Source organism: Faecalibacter bovis (genome assembly GCF_017948305.1).
Taxonomy (GTDB): Bacteria; Bacteroidota; Bacteroidia; order Flavobacteriales; family Weeksellaceae; genus Empedobacter; species Empedobacter bovis.
This window is the reverse complement of sequence record NZ_CP072842.1, coordinates 335,791-359,696: the sequence shown is the minus strand read 5'-3', so window position 1 is coordinate 359,696 and position 23,906 is coordinate 335,791. Positions and strand designations below refer to the sequence as shown.

The following is a 23,906-nucleotide window of genomic DNA, read 5'->3' as shown; positions in this document are numbered from 1 at the left end:
CGTGGTCCCTACTGGATTCGAACCAGTGACCCCCTGCTTGTAAGGCAGGTGCTCTGAACCAACTGAGCTAAGGGACCTTGTTTTAGAATTTGATTAGAAAGACTTTCTACTGTCTTTTCGTGGTCCCTACTGGATTCGAACCAGTGACCCCCTGCTTGTAAGGCAGGTGCTCTGAACCAACTGAGCTAAGGGACCTTGTTTAGAATTTGATTAGAAAGACTTTCTATTGTCTTTTCGTGGTCCCTACTGGATTCGAACCAGTGACCCCCTGCTTGTAAGGCAGGTGCTCTGAACCAACTGAGCTAAGGGACCTTGTTTTAGAATTTGATTAGAAAGACTTTCTATTGTCTTTTCGTGGTCCCTACTGGATTCGAACCAGTGACCCCCTGCTTGTAAGGCAGGTGCTCTGAACCAACTGAGCTAAGGGACCTTGTTTAGAATTTGTTTTGTAAGACTTTCTACTGTCTTTTTGTGGTCCCTACTGGATTCGAACCAGTGACCCCCTGCTTGTAAGGCAGGTGCTCTGAACCAACTGAGCTAAGGGACCTTCGTTATTGGATTGCAAATATAGGGCTGTTTTTGAATAATCCAAATACTTGAATTGAAAAAAATCAATAAATTTTTCAGGTTCGTTCTTAACTGATTTTATTTCAGTAGTATATTTTTAAAATTTAATTTGAAATTTTAATACTTTTTTTCTTCTCTTCAATTTTTACACCTTTAAATAAGTAAATGATACCGATAAAAGCAATTGAAATTGTAATAACAGAGAACATAAAAGCAGCACTTGTTGCTAATGTTTCATCAAAATTAAATCGATTAGCGGCATACATAAATACGACTTCTCGAATACCAAAACCACTAAATGAGATTATGGATAATATACCAGAAAATAAAAATATCAATAAATAAATGCTGAAATTTTCTGGTTGAATATTTAATCCTTCTAACACAAAATATAACATACCAACTTGTATTAATTGTAAAACAATTGAATAGATCATTGAATTGAAGAACGTTTTCTTATGTTTTGGGAAAATAATTCCTAATATTATTGGAACAGCAATAAATCCTATCAATGAACTTCCTAATGCTCCATATTGTATGATTGGAATATCTGTAAGATTGGAGAAATAAACTAGAAAAATAATAATTAGCAGCATGGCACATAAACCAATGATTTTATCTAAAAATACTGCCTGTGATATTTCTTTTAAACTTATTTTATAATTCTTATTCAACACGTAGACTTTATAAGCATCTCCACCAATTCCGCCAGGAACAAACGTGTTATAAAACATGCCTAAGAAGTATAAGCGCACATTAGAAATATAGGATAAGTCTAAATCAATGTCTCTGAAGTAATAATCTAATCTAAATACTGATAATGCTTGTGATAAAATATAAAGTATAATTGCAACTGCTATATAAAACCAGTTGGCATTTTTATAATTTGCTAAGATGTCGAAAATATGTAATTTGATAAAAAATACATAATAGATTAAGATAAAACTGATGGCAAGTTTTAATCCTGTAACGATATATTTTTTAGTTTTTTGATTCAATGTGTTATTCATTCAATATTCAAATACAAATGTATAGTTTCTACAATAATCCTTTCAAAAAATATTTCAATTCAATTAATTGTTTGATATTCCTTAGTTTTGTTTAAAATTTTAGATTTAAATGCAAGCAAAAGTTATTGTTATTACAGGAACTTCGTCTGGAGTTGGATTAACATTGGCCAACTATTTTTACGACAAAGGACATACCGTTTATGGTTTATCTCGTACCAAAAAAGGATTGGAGAAGTTTACTCATATTCCAACAGATGTATCAGATAAAGAGAATGTAAAACGAACTTTTCAGCAAATTTTATCAGAAACTAATAATCGCATTGATGTCTTGATTAATAATGCAGGTATTGGAATGCTTGGTGCTGTAGAAGATGCTTCGAAAGATGATATAGAAAAAGTTCTTAATGTAAATGTTTATGGAACTTTGTTCACTATGCAAGAAGTTTTACCTATCATGCGTGCACAAAAATCAGGTCATATTTTAAATGTTTCATCAATTGCGAGTAATAACGGTTTGCCTTTTAGAGGATATTACTCGGCTTCGAAAGCGATGATTGACCGTTTGGTTGAATCAGCTCGTTTAGAAAATCGTCATACCGGCGTAGAAATAGCAACTTTAAATTTTGGTGATATTAAGACAAATATTGCAGAAGGTCGTGTCAAAACTTTTGTATCCTCTTTTTATAAATCAAAATATGATGCAATGGTTGCCGATATTGACCATGAAGTTCAATTAGGTACACCAACTGAAGATTTAATTCCGATAATCGAAGGAATTATGAATAGAAAAAGTACTAAACCACATTATTATATCGGTAAAACAATGCAGAAGTTTTCTGTCACGTTGAAAAGTATTTTACCACAAAAAGTTTTCGAAAATATTATTGCTAAATATTCAAAATTAGATTAATGGAAGGGAAAGTTATTTGGCATTATAAATTGTTTGACGAATTATCGGCTAAAGAATTATATCAAATTATTCAATTAAGAAATGAAGTTTTTGTGATTGAACAAGATTGTATTTATCAAGATGCTGACGGAAAAGATCTGAAATGTGGACATCTTTGGGCTACGATAAACGATGATATAGTCGCATATTCACGCATTGTACCGAAAGGAGTTTCTTACGAAAACGAACCTTCGATTGGTCGTGTTGTAACTAGCGATAAAGTTCGTGGAATGGGCTTAGGGAAACAATTAATCGAATATTCAATTCAAACTATTGAAAATAGATTATTTACTTCTTCTATCCGAATTTCTGCTCAATTGTATTTAAAAGCCTTCTATGAATCTTTTGGTTTTGAACAAGTATCGGAAGAGTATTTGGAAGATGATATTCCACACATCGAAATGTTGAGAAAGTAATGAAATACATCAAATATATCGTGGCTACTTTGTTTGCCATTTATGTTATCGCTGGAATTTCAGATTTATTTTATTCTGAATCTTTGAAGAAAAAAGCACTTTTTAGTGGAGAAGTTCAAGAGTGGGATCATGTTAATAAAGGTGAAATTAATGTGGATTTAGCTGTTTTTGGTTCTTCTCGTGCAATGATTCATATTAATCCTCAAATTTTGGAGGATTCGTTACAAATGAAAACGCATAATTTAGGTTTGAACGGAAGTAAGTTCAAAATGCAATATTATCGTTTTTTAAAATATTTAGATAACAATCAACATCCGAAAACGATAGTTTGGAATTTAGATACCTTTTCTTTTTCGCACATCGACGAAGTTTTTCAACCAAATCAATATGTTCCGTTTATGTTGTGGAACTATAAATTGTATTCGTATTTAAAAGAATATGAAGATTCGGATTGGAAAAATTATATAATTCCATTTTATCGTTACGAAAATCAAAAATATTGGCAAGACGAAATTAAAAAAGCTGATAAAGAAACGCTGAATAAAAGTGGTGATTTTAGAACAAAAGGATTTAAATCCTATGATCGAAAATGGAATGTGAATTGGGCTACATTAAAAGCAAAAGATGCAGAATTTGATCATGATGTTTATCCTTTAATGGAAGATTTAATCAAGAAATGTAAAGAGGAAAATATTCAATTGATTTTTACGATTGCTCCAGAGTTTTATAAAGGTCAAGATTATATGTTAAATCGTGATGAAATTATAAATCGTTACAAAAAGACTTTAGAAAATCACAATTTACCTTTGTTGGATTATTCGGATGATTCAATCAGTTACCAACAAAAATGGTTTTACAATACCACACACTTAAATAATAAAGGTGCTGATGAATTTTCGAGAAGATTAGCAGAAGATTTGAAACCTTTGATAAAATAAAAAAAGCGTTCCTCGGAACGCTTTTTTTATGTAGTTTCAATTTCTTTTTTGTCTGATTTCTGAGTCAAATATACTCCAGAAAGGATCATTACAAATCCAATAATATGAAAAGCTGTAATTTTTTCACCAACTAAAACTCCCCAAAAAACTGAGATAATAGGCATTAAATAGGTTACCATAGAAGAGAACATAGAACCCGTAGCTTGAATTAATTTATAAAATAAAATCATAGCCAAAGCAGTTCCTACCAATCCTAAAATAGCCACGTATCCAAGACTATGTAATTGAGCAGTTGTACCTTCGAAAACATCAAAAAATCCTGAAAAGAATAAAATGATAATTGATGGTAAAAGCCAAATTGTAAATAAAGATGACGATAATTGAAATGAAGGAACGTCGTTTAAATATGTAGTTAATATTAAACTATTTAATCCGTATAAAGCGGTTGCTAAAACAATTAACATGCAATGAAAGATGCTATTATCACCACTTAAAGCATCACTACCGACTAATAATATTGCTCCTAAAAATCCGATTGTTGCACCAATAATTTGATTTTTTGTTCCTCGTTGATTAAAAAACAATGCACCAAATAATAAAATAAATAAAGGGACCAAAGAATCTAAAATTCCTGCCATGGAACTTGTTACTTCCGTTTGTGCCATAGGAAATAAAAACATGGGTACAAAATTTCCGCAAAGTCCAGCTAAGGCTACATAACCTAATTTGTTTTTCGGAATTTTAAATAAACTTGGGATTCCCCAAATGGCTAATACTCCTCCTGCAATAGTCAATCTCAACGCACCTACTTGATAGGGTGTAAAAGCGACTAATCCTTGTTTGATTAAGATAAATGAACTTCCCCAAGTTAAGGCTAAAACGCCAAGGATAATCCAATATTTTAATTCAATTTTCATGTGTATAAATTTTGGGCAAATATCCTAAAGTTATCATAAACTACAAACTTCTACAATGACAATCTTTTATATGATCATCAATCATTCCAGTTGCTTGCATATGTGCATAAATAGTAGTTGAACCTAAGAATTTAAAGCCACGTTTTTTTAAATCTTTTGCAATTTGATCTGATAGTTGTGACGTTGCTGGAATATCTTTGATCGAATTCCATTCATTTATAATGGGGTGATGATTTACATAACTCCAAATAAATGTAGAAAATGATCCGAATTCTTGTTGTATATCAATAAATAATTTCGCGTTATGAATGGCTGCATTTATTTTACCACGATGACGAATAATTCCCTCATCTTTAACTAATTTTTCAATTTTATCTTCACTAAAATTGGCTACCTTATTAACCTCAAAATCATCGAAAGCTTTTCTAAAATTTTCTCGTTTTTTTAAAATTGTTAACCAACTTAATCCAGCCTGGAAACTTTCTAAAATCAGAAATTCAAATAATTTTTTATCATCATAAACCGGTTTTCCCCATTCGTTATCATGATAATCAATATAAATTTGATCTTTTGTTACCCAACCGCAACGTATTTTTTCCATAGGTTTGATTTTTTTTAAATTAGTCATCCTAAATTATTTCAGAATAACATTAGATTGATGAGGTGTTAAAACAAGTAAAACATGACTTTTGGTTATTGATTTTCGAAATTAAAACTGTCGATGTTTCTTACATTTAAATCACATCCAACGCTTCATCAACAGAATAAACCGGCATTTTACAAGCATAATTTTCGCAAATATGTATTCCCGTTTTACCTTTCGTTAATCGTTGTTGTGTAACTTCTAAATTTTCTGTTTCAGAAGCAACAAATACTGCATTTGGAATATAATAAAAATTCAATTGTTTTAAATAATCAATGGCTTCATCTCCAATAACTACAATTTCTTTAAAATCGTGACTAAAATTCAAATACAATTGAATCCAATTTGCAAATCCCGTTGGATAATCGGGAATCTTTTCTTCGATGTTGGATAACATTTGTTTCGCTTGTTCGATGTAATGTTCTTGACTTAAAATTTTTCCTAATTTGAATAAGTTATTCGCCATGATCGAATTAGATGATGAAATTACATTGTCATAAATTTCAAATGTTTCATTCACCAAAGGTGTGTCGTAATGCGATTTGTAGGCAAACATTTTATTTTTGTGATTGTAGAATTGATTGAAAACCTGTTCAGTAATTTCTTGTGCTTTTTCTAAATAATTTTGATTCGTTGAGGTTTCAAATAATTTAATTAAAGCTTCAATTACTAATGCATAATCATCTAAAAATCCAGGAATTGTTGTTTGTTCGTCTTTATAATTTCTATACAAAGTTTCTCCGTTCCATTGGTTTGCTAACAAGAATGAAATTGCATTTTCAGCTAATTGTAAATATTCAATATTTCCAGTTGCTTGGTAAGCATCGCACAAACCTTTTATTGTTAAAGCATTCCAAGAAGTTAAGATCTTTTCATCACGATGAGGTTTTATTCTTTGTTCACGAATTGGATTTAAAATTGATTTCCAAGTTTTAATTTTAGCTTGTAGTTCAGGTTCCGAAATTTTATTTTTCTCGCAAAATTCACCATTATCAGTTAATCGCATCAAAATATTATTCCCGTGTTCCCATTCGCCAAATCCATCAATGTTGTAATAGGTTTTGAATAATTCGAAATCGTCACTTAAAATTTCTTTTAATTCTGTCGCATTCCAAACATGATATTTACCTTCTTCACCTTCCGAATCCGCATCAATTGCAGCATAAAAAGCATTTTCAGGAGAAAGCATTTCCAATTTTAACCAATTTATAGTTTCTTCAATAACTTTTTTATATTCAGCTTCACCGTAAACTTTATAGGCGTTTGCATATAAAGAAAGTAATTGTCCATTATCATACAGCATTTTCTCGAAGTGTGGAACTTTCCAATATGGATCAACCGAATAACGTGCAAATCCACCTTTCAATTGATCGTAAATTCCACCAAATGCCATACGATCCAAAGTAATTTTAGTTTGAATCAATAATTCTTCATCCTTTGTCTGAATACCAAAACGAAGAATAGTTTCCCATGCATTTGATAACATAAATTTTGGCGCGCGATTAAATCCGCCCCATTCATCATCAAATTGTTGTTTCCAAAAATCAAATGTTTCTTGAATTTTAGTTTTAGAGAATTGTTGTTCTGTTTTTAATTCAATCGTTTCCATTTTCGTCAAACCATCAGCAATCGAATCTACATATTCTAATGTTTTTGAATAATTGTTGTGATACATAGACTGAATATTATCCAATAATTCGTTCCATTGTTGTTTCGGAAAATATGTTCCACCATAAAACGGGCGACCATCTGGTAGTGCGAAAACATTCAGCGGCCAACCACCTGATTGATGTATAATTTGTACCACATTCATGTATAAAGAATCTAAATCTGGACGTTCTTCACGGTCAATTTTAATACAAACAAAATGATCGTTCATCATTTTCGCTACTTCATCATCTTCAAATGATTGATGCTCCATTACATGACACCAATGGCAAGCCGAATATCCAATAGAAATTAACAACGGTTTATTTATTTCTTGTGCATAGGCTAAAACTTCATCACTCCAACTTTGCCACCAAACTGGATTATTTTCGTGTTGTTTTAGGTATGGACTTGTTGCCGATTTGAGGTTGTTTTGTTGAAAAGTCATAATTCAAGAATTAGAATTCTTAAAGTTCGAATAAATTGAATAGATGAAAAAGTTTATCTTCGATAAAATTTAAGACAACTATGGATTCATATGAAATTATTTCAATTGGAATTTATTTGGCTTTGATGATTGGAATTGGAATTTATTCCTATAAAAAATCAACATCAAATTCTGAAGAATTTTTAATTGGAGGTAGAAAAATGGGAGCTGCAGTTACAGCTTTATCAGCTGGTGCTGCTGATATGAGCGGATGGCTTTTAATGGGTTTACCAGGAGCAATGTATTTAACCGGTTTATCTGCTTCTTGGATTGCAATAGGTTTAACTTTTGGTGCATTTATGAATTATATAATTGTTGCTCCAAGATTACGTGTGTATACAGAAGTTGCAGGAAATTCTATTACAATTCCTGTTTTTTTTGAAAATCGTTTTAAAGACAAAACACATTTACTAAAAATAGTTTCATCTCTTTTAATATTAGTATTTTTTACGCTCTATACTTCATCAGGAATGGTTGCTGGTGGAAAATTATTTGAATCTGCTTTCGGAATGAATTATATGACCGGATTGTTTGTTACAAGTATTGTAGTCGTATTATACACATTTTTAGGAGGATTTTTGGCCGTTTCATTAACAGATTTTGTTCAAGGTACAATCATGGTTTTGGCCTTGGTTGTTGTTCCGATTGTTGCTATTATTGAAATTGGCGGAGTAGGAGAAACTTTTCAAATAATAGATTCTAAAGGTCCAAATTATTTAGATTTATTTACAGGAACTTCAACCATCACAATTTTTTCATTGTTAGCTTGGGGATTAGGCTATTTTGGTCAACCACACATATTGGTTCGTTTTATGGCCATTGATAAAGTTGCTGATTTAACAAAAGCTCGTCGAATAGGAATTACATGGATGATTTTTACAGTAGGTGGTGCATTGTTAGTAGGTTTAGTAGGAATTGCATACCTGTTAAAATTTGATCATACAAATATGATTTTGTTTGATTCATCTAAAACAGACGCAGAAACTATTTTCATTTATTTTTCTAGAATATTGTTTCATCCACTAATTGCAGGGTTTTTATTGTCAGCGATTTTAGCCGCTGTAATGAGTACCATCTCATCTCAATTATTAGTTACTTCAAGTTCTTTGACTGAAGATATTTATAAAGCTTTTCTAAATAAAAAAGCATCTGCAAACCAATTATTGATCGCAAGTCGAATTTCAGTTTTAGTTGTTGCAGCTATTTCATTAGCATTATCAATATCGCCAAAGGATTCTATATTAAATCTGGTTGGAAATGCATGGGCTGGATTTGGAGCAGCTTTTGGGCCAGTTATTTTACTTTCATTACTTTGGCGTAAAACAACTTGGCAAGGCGCATTAGTTGGAATGATTGTTGGTGCAGTTGTTGTTTTAACATGGGTTTACACAGATCATAATTACAAAGATTGGTACGAAATTATACCAGGATTTATTAGCTCTTTTATCGCTATTGCAATTGTTTCATTTGTAACGAAACAAGATCAACATGAGATAGATAAAGAATTTAATCAAGTAAATCAAATTATAAAAAACAATTAATTTATTTTTTATAACCTATAACGGCAAGTTGATTTAGTTTAAAAATTAGAATTGTTCGTATATTTGTAGAAAGTAGATTTTAAAGAAGAATCGAAAAAATATTTCTTTAGGAAGAATGATGAATGATATTATTCAATTACTGCCAGATCATGTAGCAAATCAAATTGCTGCAGGAGAAGTGGTTCAACGCCCGTCTTCTGTTGTGAAAGAGTTAATTGAAAATGCAGTTGATGCAGGTGCTACAACAATTCAGTTAATATGTAAAGACGCTGGTAGAAGTTTAATCCAAGTTATAGATAACGGGAGTGGGATGAGTGTAACAGACGTAAGAATGGCTTACGAACGTCACGCGACTTCTAAAATTAAAACGACCGAAGATATATTTTCTATCCATACCAAAGGCTTTAGAGGTGAAGCATTAGCTTCAATCGCTGCGGTGGCTCAGGTAGAAACAAAAACCAAACGTGAATTTGAAGAATTAGGTACGCAATTGATTATTGAAGGGGGAGAAGTCCGCAATCAAGATCCGGTTGTTTGCCCAACAGGTACTTCAATTTCGGTTAAAAATTTATTTTATAATGTACCAGCTCGTAGAAATTTTCTGAAGTCGAATCAAGTTGAATTTAGACATATTCAAGACGAATTTCAACGTATCGCTTTAGCTCACGAAAATGTAAGTTTTTATTTACATCACAATGATTCAGAAATTTATCATTTAAGAGCAGGGAATTTAAAACAACGAATTGTTCAAATTTTTGGTAAAAAATTAGGTTCACAAATCATATCAGTTGAAGAAGATACCGAGATTGTAAAAATCAAAGGATATGTTGGGAAACCTGATGCGGCAAAAAAATCTAGAGGAGAGCAATTTTTCTTCGTAAATAATAGATTTATTCGTAGTCCATATTTACACAATGCTTTGTGTGATGCTTTCGAAGAGCTATTACCAGCAGGATATCAACCTTCATATTTTATGTATTTAGAATTGGATCCTTCTAGGATTGATATTAACATACATCCAACAAAAACGGAAATAAAATTTGAAGATGAAGCTTTAATTTATACAATTATTAGAGCAGCTGTAAAGCATGCATTAGGACAATTTAATGTAATTCCTTCGTTGGATTTTGAACAAGATCCAAACTGGGCATTTATTCCTTCAGCAAAAGAGGATGCAGATATTAAAATTCCAGAGATTTCTGTAGATCAAAATTTCAATCCATTTTCTAACGATAATCATTACAGAGCGCCAAAGCCTTCTGCTATAAAATCTACAATGGATTTTTATAATGATGCAGTTGAATTAGAAATTGAAAATAATCATGCACATCAAATTTTTGAATCGAATTTTGAACAATCAAATCAATTATTTGAGTCTGAAGTTGGACAAGCAGAACAATTCAAAGTTATTCAATGGCAAAGTAAATATTTGATTGTTGAATATCGAGGAGAATTGTTAATAATTGATCAGCATAGAGCGCATCAAAAAATATTGTTCGAAAAATTTATCCATTCAAAACGTGATAATGCGTTGGTACAACAAATGCTTTTTCCGATTGAATTAGATTTATCGCCGAATGATCGTCAAAAATTAATCGACGTCGAAAGTCAATTGCTAAGTTTTGGTTTTGATATTTCGTTAGACGAAGAAGCGATCCAAATTAATGCAATACCAGTAGATGTTCAGCAAGAAGACGTGGTTTCTATTTTTATGGATTTTATTGATGAATTAGATTTTAAAGAAACTTTAGAATTAGATCAATCCTTTGCTAAAATTTTAGCAAAAAATGCTGCTGTAAAAAAAGGAACAACTTTAAAAGAAGAACAAGCAACATCTTTAGTTGAAGAATTATTCAGATTACCGAACCCAAATTATTCGCCTTATGGTCGACCAATTTTTGTTCAGATGAATACAACTGAGATCGAAAAAATATTACAATAATTATGATGGGACAACCAATACCTACGATTACCAAAAATTTGTTGATAATTAATGGTTTATTCTTTTTGGCAACGATTGTATTTCAGTCGAAAGGAATAAATTTATCGGTAATTTTAGGTGCGTTTTATCCAGGTTCACCAAATTTTGAAAGCTGGCAATTAGTTACGCATATGTTTATGCATGCAAGTTATCCGAACATCTCACATATTTTATTTAATATGTTTGCGCTTTGGTCATTTGGATCCGCTGTAGAAACTACAATAGGGCAAACTAGATTCTTAAAGCTGTATTTATTTGCTGGTTTTGGAGGTTTCTTTTTATTCAATTTAGTCAATTATATAGAAGTGAGTCAACTTCAAAAATTGGTTGTAGCAGATGGTTTTTCTATCTCTGAAATTTATGAATTGTCTAAAATGAATATTTCGGGTGAGTATAGAACTTCAGAACTTATTAAAAATAATATTAATGCAGATAGTTTGCAACGACAGTTCACAACCCCAATGGTTGGTGCCTCTGGTGCAATTTATGGATTGTTGTTAGCGTTTGCAGTTTTATATCCAGATGCAAAATTAGCCTTGATATTTTTTCCTGTCGGGATTAAAGCGAAATATTTTATTCCTGTTTTAATCTTATTCGAATTATTTATGGGAGTAAGAGGTTATGAATGGAATAATGTTGCAAATTTTGCCCATTTAGGTGGTGCGTTGATTGGATTCTTATATATCCGAAATTGGAAAAAGAATTTATACCGAAGAAATTAAAACTGTATAGTATATGGTAAACGGAATTTTAGACGATTTAAAATTAAAATATAAAACAGGAAATATTACAACAAAGATTATCTATATCAATGTTGTAATATTTTTCTCTTTGTGGTTAATTGATAATTTTGCAGGTATTGCTGTAAGTAATTGGTTAAGATTGCCACGCATACAAGAGAATTTTGCTTTACAACCTTGGTCAATTCTCACTTATACATGGATGCACTTTGATGTTTGGCAATTATTGATGAATATGATATTATTATATTTCATTGGTCAATTATTCTTACAATTTTTCAGAGATAAAGATTTACTTACTTTCTACATTTTTGGTGGAATAGTAGGAGGTTTATCTTTTTTAATATTTCCTATAAAAACAACAAGTTTATTGGCAGGAAGTTCAGCAGCGATTTATACTTTATTATTCGCTGTTATCAGTTATAATCCAAGAATGCCAGTACGTTTAGTTTTATTCCCATCTAGTTTTCCAATATTATATTTTGGGTATTTTTTCCTTGGGTTAGACTTACTTCAAATTATTTTGAAAGGAACAAATATGGGAGGAAGTATTTCGCATTTAGGCGGAATGGCTTTTGGTTATCTTTATATGAAACAATTTGAAAAAGGAAATGATTTTTTAGGTAACTTCATTCAAAATTTTAAAAATATATTTTCTAAAAAAGTAAAGAAATCATCATTTAAAACATATAAGAATTATTCGAAATCAAATTCTAATAAAGTTCCAAAAAATGATTACGATTTCAATCATCAAAAAGTAGAAAAACAAAATAAGATTAATACGATTTTAGATAAAATTTCACGTTCAGGTTACGAAAGTTTATCAAAAGAAGAAAAAGATTTTTTGTTTAAGGAAGGAAGATAAAATGGGTATTTTTAGTCGCGATAAATTTAAATTGAATTACTTCAATAGATTAGTTCTTACTATAAATTTTATAGTAGTACTTGTCGCGTGCACCATTTATTTAAACAAGATTTTCACGCCTGTAGAAATTCCATATTTCAACTTTATTTCAATTGGTTATCCAATCGTATTTTTTATAGTTATACTATTTTTATGCTACTGGTTAATATTTTCATGGCGTCATTTTTTATTGATGTTGATCGTATCTATCCCTACTTTTTATCCTATTTATTTATCTTATCCATTGGTTAATTTAAGTAAACAATCAAAGGAAACGCCGAATTTATCAGTTATGACATTTAATACACATCAATTTAAAGATGATGGTTTAACTGATTTGATAGAAAATAATTTAACGGATATTATGCTTTTTCAGGAAGGTGGAGAGAAAACTCATCGCTCTTGGAAAAATAAAAAGTTAGATGGATATTATGCAGAATACTACGCAGGACTAAGTATATATAGTAAATTCCCGATTATTAAAACGAATCGAATTGAATCTCCAGATAGATCGAATAGTGGAATTGCTGCATATGCGGATATTGATTTAGGTTTTGATACAATTCGTGTGATTAATCTTTACATGGAACCAATGTATATTGATAAAGCATTGGTGAAAGATGTAATTAATTCTGATACAACAGAAGAAATAGAACAAACAAGTAAAAAATTAGAAGTAAAATTGGTTAACGGAATGAAAGTTCACGTAGATCAATTAAAACTTTTAATTCCGACAATAAGAAGATCGCCACATCCAGTTTTATTGGCATCAGATCTTAACTCAACTCCGAATTCTTACGAATACGAAGAAATAACAAAATATCTTTCTGATTCGTTTATTAAAGCTGGTAAAGGGAATGGAACTACTTTCCATGGGTTTAAATTTCCGATCAGAATTGATTATATTTTCCATTCAGACCAATTTGAGGTTATTGAAGCCAAGGTGATTAGGAAAAAAATTTCAGATCATTTTCCAGTAATTATCAATTATAAACTTCATAATTAGTTTTATCTTTAGAATAAATATCATCAATATGTCTAAAAGAGAAGATTTTGTACAAGAAATACAATCTAGATATTCTTACAAGAATGATAAGATTATTTTAGGTAAAGCTAAATTAGATGGCGAGATTGTAGAAGAAGCCGAAGTTGCAATTGCTTTAAAAACTTTAAACCGTCATGGTTTAATAGGTGGAGCAACAGGAACTGGTAAAACTAAATCTTTACAAATTGTAGCAGAGCAATTATCTTTAAAAGGTGTTCCATCATTGTTAATGGACATTAAGGGTGATTTGTCCGGAATCGCAGCTGCTGGAAAAATTGATGATGAAAATATTCGTGCGCGTCACGAGGCATTAAATATCCCTTTTGAGCCAAAAGGAAATCCAACTGAATTATTATCTATTTCAAATGAACCAGGAGTTCAATTAAGAGCTACTGTTACTGATTTTGGACCAATTTTATTCAGTAAAATCTTAGAATTAAACGAAACACAAGAAAGTATTATTTCAATCATTTTCAAATATTGTGAAGATAGAAATTTGCCTTTAATTGACTTACAGGATATTCGTCGTGTTTTACAATATGTAACAGATTCTAAGGAAGGAAAAGCTGAATTGAACATGAATTATGGTTCTATTGCTCCAGCTTCTTTAGGTGCTATTTTACGTAAAATTGTTGCTTTAGAACAACAAGGAGCTTCTAAATTCTTTGGAGAACCAAGTTTTGATATTCATGATTTAATACAAACAAAAGATGGTTTAGGTCTTGTTAATATTATTCGATTAACTGATATACAAAATTATCCTAATTTGTTTTCAACATTTATGTTGAGTTTACTGAATAAAATTTATACACAATTACCAGAAGCAGGAGATGCTGATAAACCTAAATTAGTCATCTTTATTGATGAGGCACACTTGATTTTTAAAGAAGCAACAAAATCTTTACTAAATCAAATTGAAACAATTGTAAAATTGATTCGTTCTAAGGGTGTTGGATTAATATTTGTAACTCAAGTTCCAGGAGACGTTCCGGACGGCGTCTTAAGTCAATTAGGTTTAAAAATCCAACATGCTTTACGAGGTTTTACAGCAAAGGATCGTAAAGAAATTCAGAAAGCAGTAGAAAATTATCCAATAACCACATATTACAAAGCGGATGAAGTTATCACACAATTAGGAATTGGTGAGGCTTTTATCACAGCTTTAGATGAGAAAGGAATTCCAACTCCATTGGCATATACACATATGCGTTCGCCTAATTCTAGAATGGATGTATTAACCCAAGAAGAGATTGATATTATCGTAAAAAATTCTCAACTCGTAAAAAAATACGAACAAACTGTTGATCGACAATCAGCAAATGAAATGTTGAAAAAGCAGTTAGAAGATCAGGCACAAGCTATGCCAACTCAAAAAACATCAAAAACATCTTCATCTACAAAACAAACGACAGCAAAAGATACAGATTGGACTGATAATAAAATGGTTCGAGATGTAAGCCGAACAGCAACACGTAAGTTAATAGATTGGGGTATGAAACTTTTGATGAATGCATTAAAAGGAAAAAAATAATTAAGAAGTGTACGCAATTTTAGATATAGAAGCGACAGGTGGAAAAGTTGGTGAAGAGTCGATTATAGAAATTGCGATTTACAAATTTGATGGTGAAGAAATCATCGACCAATTTATTTCATTAATTAATCCGGAAAGAAGAATAGATCCGTTTGTACAGAAATTAACAAGCATAACGGAAAAAATGGTTAAAACTGCTCCGAAATTTCATGAAGTAGCTAAACGAATTGTAGAAATTACAGACGGCTGTATTTTAGTAGGTCATAATGTAACTTTTGATTATAGAATGTTGAATCAAGAGTTTAATCGTTTAGGCTATCAATACGAAAGAGAGTGGATTGATACTTTTGAATATGCAGAAACGTTAATTCCAGGAATGCCATCCTATTCTTTAGGTAAACTATGCGATTCTTTGGGGATTATAGTGACTGATAGACATAGAGCTTCTGGTGATGCAAGAGCTACAATCTCTTTATTTAAGATGCTTTTAGATAAAGATGATGAGAAAATTATTACTAAAAAGACTGGAATTAAATTCCCTAAAAAAGTAAATAATAAATATGAAAAATTGATTCAGGATTTGCCAAATAAACCTGGATTATTTTATCTATATAATTCGAAAAAGCAGATCATTTATATAGGTAAAAGCATAAATATTGCGCAAGCAGTTAATCATATTTTTACTTCAAAATCCTTGCGTAATAATCGTATTAAACGTTATACTAAGAATATTAAATTTGAATTAACAGGTAGTAATTTATTAGCTTCAATCAAAGAAATTAATGAAATTTTAAAGATAAAACCTTATTTAAATTTTGATATTTCTAATAAGACTTTGTATCAATTTGGAATTTATTACAGAGAAAATAAAAGTACTTTTTCAAGGTTCGAACCAGGAAAGGGTAGAAGAAGTGAACCATTTTTATCTTTTAAAACAAAAGAGGAAGCGGAGCATAACTTAGAAAAGATTCTAAATGATTACAGCATCTGTCAGAAAATAAATAAAGGAATTAAAAATTCTGATTCTTGTTTTGGTTATACTGTTGGAACTTGTGAAGGAGCTTGTGTTGGAGAAGAGAATAAAGTTGACTACAATAAACGTGTGAAGGAAATTGTAGATAAAACAAAATATCCGTCTGATAATTTCCTAATTGTAAGTAAGGGGAGAGAAGGTATTGAAAAGTCTTTTATTTTTATAGAGAACAATGTATTTGTTGGTTATGGTTACTATGAATACCATCATCAAATAAAATCTATTGAACGCATCAAAAAAATAATGACAACTGCGGAAGAACTTCCTGATATTAAGGCAATAATTAGAAATTACCTTTTTAAAGCAAAAGAAAATCAAATTATTATAGTAGAATAAAAAAACGGCTTCATTTGAAGCCTTTTTTTTTATTTTAATGTTTGTAAATCTGTAATATGACCTACTTTCTGAACAATCTTATTGTCTTTATCTAATAAGAAAATAGTTGGAGTAGAGTCTACGTTATATAATTCAGCAATTGGTGAATCCCAACGTAAAAGATCAGTATAATTAAACCATTCTAAGTCTTTAGTTGCTTTCTCAAATTCATTTTGATCAAAATCTAAAGAGATAGCTATAATTTCACCACCTTTCTTCTTAAATTCGGTATAATACTCTTTGATATAAGGCAACTCTTTGTTACAAGCAGGACACCAAGAAGCCCAGAAAACAACTAATTTTTCTGAAGCTTTTATATCATATAAACTTTTCTTTCCTTTAACAGAATTTTCAAATTTAATATCTGGAGCTTTGTCACCAATTTTTAAAGCACTAGATCGATTAACTTTCTTCTTTAAATCATCAGTAACTTTACATGTTAAACTGTTAACCTTTGATTTGTAATTTTTGTAAAAGTTAGGGAAATTAGCTTCAGGTACTAAAGTAAAAATAGTTGATAAAATATTTTGACCTCTTTCAGTTTCAATATTTCCTTTATCTAATAATACTTCTGTAGCCTTTTGTAAATTGTTTTCAGGCGTATCGTTAGGCGATTTTGTAAACTGATAGTTAATGTAAGCAAAAGCTAATTCAGGTAAATAACTTGAGTTTTCTAAGCGATCATCATCTTTTTCAATATGGCTTAAAATTTTATTAGCAGAACTTTCGCTTAAACTAGTTTTTGATTCTTTTACTAAAGCTTCTAATCCCGAAATATAGTTAACCAATGGAGAAGAAATAGATTGATTTTTATTTAAATCATTAATTCTTTTTTCTTCTTTTTCTAATGCTTTATAAAATTCGTCAGATGGGCTATAAATATTTTTAATATGTGGGAAAATACTCGCATTAAGTTCGTTTAAGGGAACTAACTGCTGTAATTTAATATATTCACTTTGTGCTTTACCTTCAGATACTTTTAAGCCAGTTTGGATTTGTTCACCATATACTGTTGTGAATTTGATATTTTCATTATCAGATAAAATTGAAATAGCACCACCAGATGGAGTTTCTAATTTTACAATTCCATTGTATCTCACAGGAACTTTAGTAGTGAAATTACCGTTATTATCAGTTTTAACAGTGTTAATTGTTTTAGGTGATCCATTTTCAAAGATCTTTACCAAAATCGGTTTATTAGCGTAATTTCCAATTTGGCCATTAATGTTGAATTGAGCAAATGTATTCACACCAATAAAAGCCAATGGTAATATAAAGTATTTTTTCATAGTTTAATAAATTAAAAAAACCTCAATCAAATGATTGAGGTTTTAAAAATACTATTATTTTTTTATAATTTGTTTTTCTTTATTATAATATATAATTCCGGCAGCTAAAACACCTGCTGCAAGTAATATACCAGTATAGTCATCTAAAGGCACTTTTTGTGCTCCTGAACCTTCACCTGGAGTTGGTGGAAATGGTCCATCTTGACAATCAGGATCAAAATTTCCACAATCTTGTGCATATATTATAGGACTACTAAAAAACAAAAATGTAGATAGTGTTAATAATTTTAATATAGGTTTCATACGTTAGGATTATTTATTAATTGTTTTTTTAGTTACTACCTTACCATTTTCATAAGTAATAACAACTACATAAATGTTAGGAACATTTGATAAATTTAATTTATGATCAATATTCGTATTAACATTATTTTTAACATTTATAAGTCTACCTGTTACATCAAAAATTTCAACTTTAGCAGTTGTATTATTATCTTCGAATCTAATTAATTGATTCGAGTTATTCTTATAAATATAAGTAGCACTTTTTGATAAATCATTTGTAGATAAAGTTCTTGGAGATTCATTCCAATAGAATTCAAATCTATTATTGATATTATCATCAGCTGTAAAATTAATCTGCGTTAAAGCATCAACTTCTTTTACAGTATTGTTTAATTTATCTAATAAATAATAACGACCTAAATTTAAATTTTGTACTTTATTTAAAATCGAATATTCATATAAATTAACATTTAATTGATATTCACTTCCAATGTTTAAATTTTTAAAACCTAATCTGATTGGTTTACCAATGTAATCTTCAGAATTAAATGAATTTGAAATAGTTTCTGCATCTAAAATAACCTCACCATTTTCAGTTTCTTCATAAAAGAAAATATTATTATCAGCTAATTTCGTTGCAGTTTCATTTCCAGTAGTCATGAAATTTGCGTTTAATAAATAAGCAGCATTACCTTTAATAGAAGAGTTTTCACTTAAATATAATTCTAATTGTGTGAAATCAAAATCAGTTACTAAACCTCTAGCTTTTAAATCTTCATCATTTAATAATGCTTGAACATTATTATTTCTTGAATATGTTCCAGGTACTTCATTTGTAGAAGTTGCTCCAGCATATTCTTTGATAAATGTCTTTTGTTTATCACCTAAAGTTACATCAGCCTTAATAGTTCTCGTACCTCCATTTTCACTTCTGTTAACTGCGTAATAATCTATGAAAAATGTTTCATAAGGTTTAATTAATAAAGCTTCAGCTGATCCAGTCCAAAAATACGTACCTGCAGTATTTGAATTTAAATATGCACTGAATGATGTAGTATTTGTACTTGTACTTGTATTACCATTATTAGAATTCCATGTAATACTAAAGTCATTTGCAAGTTTAAAAATTCTAAAACGAATTAAATTATCATAAACAGCAGTAGGAGTATTAGTAGATACATCTGAAAAATAAATCCATGAATTAGTTCTAGAAATATCACTTAAATCTAAATTAGATGTAAATGGATTAGCCAAGCGATGAATATTTTTACCAAATGAACGGCTGTTATCCATTGAGTTTTGTTGATTACTTAAGTAAGAATCATAAGTTTCTAAATGATTATTAATTCGGTTTTTCCATTGTGAAAAAGTTTCATTCTCATATGCTTGAGAGTTTCCTTTTAATCCAGAATATAATTCAATACTAATATCTTCATTAGATGGTACTCCACTAAATGAAAGTTTTTGAGTTGCAGTTTGAGGTAGATTTGTTTTAATAGTGTTTACTACATTTCTAAAATCTGAACCGCTTCTAGAGTTTAATAAATATCTTTTAATAGGAGAGATTTCAGAGTCTCTTTTAACATTATCATATTCAGTTTCACTATTATCCCATACCATTAATGATTGAGTATAGCGATCAGGACATGCAGAATTTTCAGCACACCAACCACTAAATGTTGGATTAACAATATTATTTGATAAGTTTAAATTTGTTAAAGTTTTATATACATCTTCAGCTTTACCTGTAAATGGTAATGCAATAATATACTCATCAATAGAAGTAACATTAGGTAAACTTCTTTCTAAAGCTACTAAACCTGTTGATGTTTTAGTATCAGCAATTATTAGCTGACCATAACTATTAGGATTAGTCCAAACATTAATAAATTCTTTACCTTTTGTAGTGTTAGATGAATTATTTTTAAAATCACCTTTTACTAAAATATTTCCTTCATTTTTAACAACTTCATTAGAAGCTGGACTTAACGTAACATTTCCACCGTTATAGAACAAAGTGTTAGGCTGAACTTTCACCACAGCATTACTGCCTATATAAGTATCTTGAGCATAAGTAAAAACTGATGCTATTAAAGATAAAGTAAGTAAATTCTTTTTCATAATTAATAATAGTTTAAGAGGTTTTTGCATTCATTTAGGATGTTGCAAATATAGAAAGTTATTTTTAAAATAAACAATTTCAGTTGATTAAACTGAAACTTTTTTTGGAAGTTCATCAATATTATACATCAGATCTGTAAAAAGTTCTTCTGTAACTGATCTTAATCCGCGTGCACCTAGTCCTAATTCATTAGCTTTATCAACAATTTTATCTATTGTTTCTTCTGTAATAATTAGTTCTTTACCGTCTAGCTCAAATAATTTTTGATACTGTTTTAACAAAGCATTTTTAGGCTCAGTTAAAATGGCTTTCATAGCTTCTTTATCTAATGGTTTTAAGAAAGTTATGATTGGTAATCGACCTATTAACTCAGGAATAATTCCAAAGTTTTTTAAATCCATTGAATTTACTTCGTCTAATAAGTTTTCAACTTCTTTTGTGTCTTCATTTTTGAATCCAATCACATGTTTCTTTAAACGATCAGCAATGTGTTTTTCTATCCCAGAAAATGCACCACCAGCTATAAATAAAATATCTTTTGTATTAACTTCAACAAATTTTTGATCTGGATGTTTACGTCCTCCTTTTGGTGGAACATTAACAACTGTACCTTCTAAAATTTTAAGCAATGCTTGCTGAACTCCTTCACCAGAAACATCTCTAGTAATTGATGGATTGTCTGATTTTCGAGCAATTTTATCAACTTCATCGATAAATACAATACCTTTTTCAGCTAACTCTACATTGTAATCAGCAGCTTGTAATAAACGTGTTAAAATACTTTCAACATCTTCACCTACATATCCAGCTTCAGTTAAAACTGTAGCATCAACAATAGCAAAAGGAACATTTAATAATTTAGCAATTGTTTTAGCTAATAATGTTTTTCCACTTCCAGTTTCACCGACAAGAATTACATTAGATTTATCTATTTCAACCTCGTTTTTAGATTTAGCCTCGTTTAAAACTCGTTTGTAATGGTTGTATACAGCTACCGAAAGAATTTTTTTAGCTTGATCTTGACCGATTACATAATCGTCTAAGAATTCTTTTATCTCTTTAGGAGATTTTAAAGCAAGAGGTTGAATTAATTCATTATCTGTGTTAAATTTTTTTTCTTCTATTACAATACCATGAGCTTGTTCAATGCAATTATCACAAATATTACCCTCTACTCCTGAAACTAAAATATTTACATCGTTTCTGTTTTTCCCACAGAACGAACACTTGTTTTCTTCCAATTTTATACTGTTTATAACAATATACAAAGTTACGTAAAAAAATAAAATGTAAGTAATTGATGTGTAAAAATTTGATTATTTATCAATTAATTTATCTACATAGGTAAATAGAAAAAGGCAACTCTATTACAGAGTTGCCTTTTTTAAGTTATTGTGAATTGGAATTATTTTCCTCTAGGTAATAAAACCTCGTCAATCATTCCGTATTCTTTTGCTTCTTGTGAAGTCATCCAGTAATCACGTTCACCATCTTTTTCGATTTGCTCGAAAGTTTGACCTGAATGGTGAGAAAGTATATCATATAATTCTTTCTTTAACTTTAAAATTTCTTTTAAAGTAATTTCCATATCAGTTGCCTGACCTTGAGCTCCACCTAATGGTTGGTGAATCATAACTCTTGAGTGTTTTAATGCAGAACGTTTTCCAGCTGCACCTGCACTTAATAAAACTGCTCCCATAGAAGCGGCCATACCTGTACAAATTGTAGCAACATCTGGTTTAATTAATTGCATTGTATCGTAGATTCCTAAACCTGCGTAAACACCTCCTCCTGGAGAGTTTACATAAATTTGGATATCTTTTGTAGAATCAACACTTTCTAAGAATAATAATTGTGCTTGAATGATATTTGCAATTTGATCATCAATAGCAGTTCCTAAAAAGATAATTCTATCCATCATTAATCTTGAGAAAACATCCATTTGTGCAACGTTTAATTTTCTCTCCTCAACAATGTATGGCGTTGTATTTTGGATGTAGCTTTCCATGTGTAAGCTACTAATTCCTTTATCTAGTAACGCGTATTTTTTAAATTCTTCTCCAGCGTTTTTCATCATTATTAGATTTTAATGAAAGGTAAAGAATTTTTTCAGAATACAATTAAGCTTCTGCTAATTCTTCGTTCTTTTTAGTAATAATTTCAACGAATTCGTCAAATGTTACTTCCTTCTCGTTTAATTTAACATTCTCCTTGAAGATTGCTAACATTTTATCTGTAAACACTTGATAAGATAAACGGTTGTATTCCTCTTGGTTAGACAATGCACCAGCAATAATTTGGTTCATGCTTTCCTCTGGAATAGAAGTTTGCCCGTACATTTTTAACTGCTCTTTAATAGCAACTACAGCAGCTTCTTTAACTTCTTCCGCATTAACTTCTACATTATTAACTTCAGCAATTTTAGCTTCAATTAATTGGTAACGTAAAGATTTCTCCATTTTAGCTAATTCTTCAGCAGCTTGCTCTTCAGAAGTGATTTGCTCGTTAGAGAAAGTTAACCATTTTGTTAAGAATTCTTTTGGTAATTCGAAAGAAGTGTTTTCTAATAATGCAGTAACAACGTCGTTGATAATTTGTTTATCAGCTTCTTTGTTGTACATATTTTCAGACTCTTCTTTGATTTTGTTACGGAAAGCTTCTTCAGAATCAACTGCACCTTCACCGTAAACTTTGTCAAATAACTCTTGGTTTACTTCAGCTTTAGCAACTGTATTAATTTCTTTAATTGTAATAGTTACATTAACACCTTCTTCAGAAACTTCAGTTCCTAAATTTTGTGTAGCTTCTTCTGCAGTATCGTAGATATCTTTAGAATTAACTTCAACTACATCACCAACTTTTTTACCGATGAATGCAGATGCGTCTTTTAAATCTTCGATACGGATAAATGATGCTTTAGCTTCTTCACCGTTTACAGCTTGATCTACTTTTAAGATAGCACCTTCTTCAGCAGCTTCTAAAGATTTTAATGATCCGAAACGTTGAGAGAAGTTATCAACATATTTTTGAACTTCTTCGTCAGCAACAGCTACTTTAAAAGATTCAACTTCGATTTTAGATAAATCAACGTCAAACTCTGGAGCTAAACCAATTTCGAAATCAAAAGTTAATTCTTCAGCATTCCAATCAATCGCATCTTTAATAACTGGGATTGGATTACCTAAGATTGATAATTTTTCTTCGTTGATATATTCAGTAACTGATTTTTGTAATAATTCGTTAACTGTATCAAAAACTACAGCTTCTCCATATTGCTTTTTAACAAAGCTCATAGGAACTTGTCCTTTACGGAACCCTTTGATTGAAGCAGTTTTTCTGTATTGATTTAATACGTTATCTACTTTTTCTTGGTAGTCTGCTTTAGTTAAAGTAATTGAGATTACTGCAGATAAGTTGTCTGTTGTATTTCTAGTAATATTCATCTTCCTAAAATTTGGTTCGCAAATGTACAAATATTATACGAAT

At 30.2% G+C, this 23,906-nt stretch carries 20 protein-coding genes and 5 tRNA genes; 10 read left to right on the top strand and 15 right to left on the bottom strand.

What is annotated here, in order from left to right:
• Positions 1-2: 2 nt before the first annotated feature.
• The 6 genes from J9309_RS01825 to J9309_RS01800 all read right to left on the bottom strand — a co-directional run bounded on the left by J9309_RS01825 (position 3) and on the right by J9309_RS01800 (position 1,577).
• Positions 3-77 (bottom strand) — tRNA-Val (locus J9309_RS01825).
• 43 nt (positions 78-120) lie between these two features.
• Positions 121-195, bottom strand: a tRNA-Val gene (locus tag J9309_RS01820).
• Positions 196-237: 42 nt separating this feature from the next.
• Positions 238-312 (bottom strand) — tRNA-Val (locus J9309_RS01815).
• A gap of 43 nt (positions 313-355) precedes the next feature.
• A tRNA-Val gene (locus J9309_RS01810) sits at positions 356-430 on the bottom strand.
• A 42-nt stretch (positions 431-472) separates the two neighbouring features.
• Positions 473-547, bottom strand: a tRNA-Val gene (locus J9309_RS01805).
• Positions 548-671: 124 nt separating this feature from the next.
• Positions 672-1,577: a lysylphosphatidylglycerol synthase transmembrane domain-containing protein gene (locus tag J9309_RS01800; RefSeq protein ID WP_230476746.1), complete on the bottom strand. Its 906-nt coding sequence runs from the start codon at positions 1,575-1,577 to the stop codon at positions 672-674.
• A gap of 109 nt (positions 1,578-1,686) precedes the next feature.
• On the opposite strand from J9309_RS01800, the gene J9309_RS01795 reads away from it, so the two are divergent.
• The 3 genes from J9309_RS01795 to J9309_RS01785 are packed head-to-tail and all read left to right on the top strand — an operon-like array spanning position 1,687 to position 3,880.
• Positions 1,687-2,487, top strand: a complete 801-nt coding sequence (locus J9309_RS01795) for an SDR family NAD(P)-dependent oxidoreductase (protein WP_230476745.1) — start codon at positions 1,687-1,689, stop codon at positions 2,485-2,487.
• On the top strand, positions 2,487-2,942 hold the full coding sequence (locus tag J9309_RS01790) for a GNAT family N-acetyltransferase (RefSeq protein ID WP_230476744.1): 456 nt from the start codon (positions 2,487-2,489) through the stop codon (positions 2,940-2,942). The genes J9309_RS01795 and J9309_RS01790 overlap by 1 nt, the downstream gene beginning before the upstream one ends.
• Complete coding sequence (locus J9309_RS01785; RefSeq protein WP_230476743.1) at positions 2,942-3,880, top strand: DUF1574 domain-containing protein; 939 nt, start codon at positions 2,942-2,944, stop codon at positions 3,878-3,880. Before J9309_RS01790 ends, J9309_RS01785 begins: the two co-directional genes overlap by 1 nt.
• Positions 3,881-3,906: 26 nt before the next feature.
• Here J9309_RS01785 and J9309_RS01780 read toward each other — a convergent pair whose 3' ends face one another.
• The 3 genes from J9309_RS01780 to J9309_RS01770 form a co-directional block, all read right to left on the bottom strand.
• On the bottom strand, positions 3,907-4,797 hold the full coding sequence (locus tag J9309_RS01780) for a DMT family transporter (RefSeq protein ID WP_230476742.1): 891 nt from the start codon (positions 4,795-4,797) through the stop codon (positions 3,907-3,909).
• A 40-nt stretch (positions 4,798-4,837) separates the two neighbouring features.
• Entirely contained in the window at positions 4,838-5,398 is a 561-nt protein-coding gene (locus J9309_RS01775; protein ID WP_230476741.1) for a DNA-3-methyladenine glycosylase I, read from the bottom strand.
• Between the two features lie 133 nt (positions 5,399-5,531).
• Positions 5,532-7,535, bottom strand: coding sequence for a thioredoxin domain-containing protein (locus J9309_RS01770; RefSeq protein WP_230476740.1), 2,004 nt, complete (start codon positions 7,533-7,535; stop codon positions 5,532-5,534).
• An 80-nt stretch (positions 7,536-7,615) separates the two neighbouring features.
• Here J9309_RS01770 and putP point away from each other — a divergent pair, with 80 nt between their 5' ends.
• The 7 genes from putP to J9309_RS01735 all read left to right on the top strand — a co-directional run bounded on the left by putP (position 7,616) and on the right by J9309_RS01735 (position 16,685).
• Positions 7,616-9,115, top strand: a complete 1,500-nt coding sequence (putP, locus tag J9309_RS01765; protein ID WP_230476739.1) for a sodium/proline symporter PutP — start codon at positions 7,616-7,618, stop codon at positions 9,113-9,115.
• A 115-nt stretch (positions 9,116-9,230) separates the two neighbouring features.
• Entirely contained in the window at positions 9,231-11,057 is a 1,827-nt protein-coding gene (mutL, locus tag J9309_RS01760) for a DNA mismatch repair endonuclease MutL (protein ID WP_317192140.1), read from the top strand.
• Positions 11,058-11,059: 2 nt separating this feature from the next.
• A complete protein-coding gene (locus J9309_RS01755; protein WP_230476738.1) occupies positions 11,060-11,818 on the top strand; it encodes a rhomboid family intramembrane serine protease in 759 nt (252 codons plus the stop codon).
• A gap of 13 nt (positions 11,819-11,831) precedes the next feature.
• A complete protein-coding gene (locus tag J9309_RS01750) occupies positions 11,832-12,701 on the top strand; it encodes a rhomboid family intramembrane serine protease (RefSeq protein ID WP_230476737.1) in 870 nt (289 codons plus the stop codon).
• A gap of 232 nt (positions 12,702-12,933) precedes the next feature.
• Positions 12,934-13,746, top strand: a complete 813-nt coding sequence (locus J9309_RS01745) for an endonuclease/exonuclease/phosphatase family protein (RefSeq protein WP_230476736.1) — start codon at positions 12,934-12,936, stop codon at positions 13,744-13,746.
• Positions 13,747-13,774: 28 nt separating this feature from the next.
• Positions 13,775-15,316, top strand: coding sequence for a helicase HerA-like domain-containing protein (locus J9309_RS01740; protein WP_230476735.1), 1,542 nt, complete (start codon positions 13,775-13,777; stop codon positions 15,314-15,316).
• 7 nt (positions 15,317-15,323) lie between these two features.
• A complete protein-coding gene (locus tag J9309_RS01735; protein WP_230476734.1) occupies positions 15,324-16,685 on the top strand; it encodes an exonuclease domain-containing protein in 1,362 nt (453 codons plus the stop codon).
• A 29-nt stretch (positions 16,686-16,714) separates the two neighbouring features.
• Here the strand turns inward: J9309_RS01735 and J9309_RS01730 are convergent, their stop codons facing one another.
• The 6 genes from J9309_RS01730 to tig all read right to left on the bottom strand — a co-directional run bounded on the left by J9309_RS01730 (position 16,715) and on the right by tig (position 23,863).
• On the bottom strand, positions 16,715-18,013 hold the full coding sequence (locus J9309_RS01730; protein WP_230476733.1) for a redoxin domain-containing protein: 1,299 nt from the start codon (positions 18,011-18,013) through the stop codon (positions 16,715-16,717).
• Positions 18,014-18,067: 54 nt separating this feature from the next.
• Positions 18,068-18,316, bottom strand: a complete 249-nt coding sequence (locus J9309_RS01725) for a hypothetical protein (protein WP_230476732.1) — start codon at positions 18,314-18,316, stop codon at positions 18,068-18,070.
• Between the two features lie 9 nt (positions 18,317-18,325).
• Positions 18,326-20,419 carry a T9SS type A sorting domain-containing protein gene (locus tag J9309_RS01720; protein ID WP_230476731.1) on the bottom strand — a complete coding sequence of 698 codons (2,094 nt, stop codon included), beginning with the start codon at positions 20,417-20,419 and terminating at the stop codon, positions 18,326-18,328.
• Between the two features lie 87 nt (positions 20,420-20,506).
• Complete coding sequence (clpX, locus tag J9309_RS01715; protein WP_230477834.1) at positions 20,507-21,667, bottom strand: ATP-dependent Clp protease ATP-binding subunit ClpX; 1,161 nt, start codon at positions 21,665-21,667, stop codon at positions 20,507-20,509.
• A 158-nt stretch (positions 21,668-21,825) separates the two neighbouring features.
• Complete coding sequence (gene clpP, locus J9309_RS01710) at positions 21,826-22,494, bottom strand: ATP-dependent Clp endopeptidase proteolytic subunit ClpP (RefSeq protein ID WP_262897291.1); 669 nt, start codon at positions 22,492-22,494, stop codon at positions 21,826-21,828.
• A 46-nt stretch (positions 22,495-22,540) separates the two neighbouring features.
• Positions 22,541-23,863 carry a trigger factor gene (tig, locus tag J9309_RS01705; RefSeq protein WP_230476730.1) on the bottom strand — a complete coding sequence of 441 codons (1,323 nt, stop codon included), beginning with the start codon at positions 23,861-23,863 and terminating at the stop codon, positions 22,541-22,543.
• Positions 23,864-23,906: the final 43 nt, after the last annotated feature.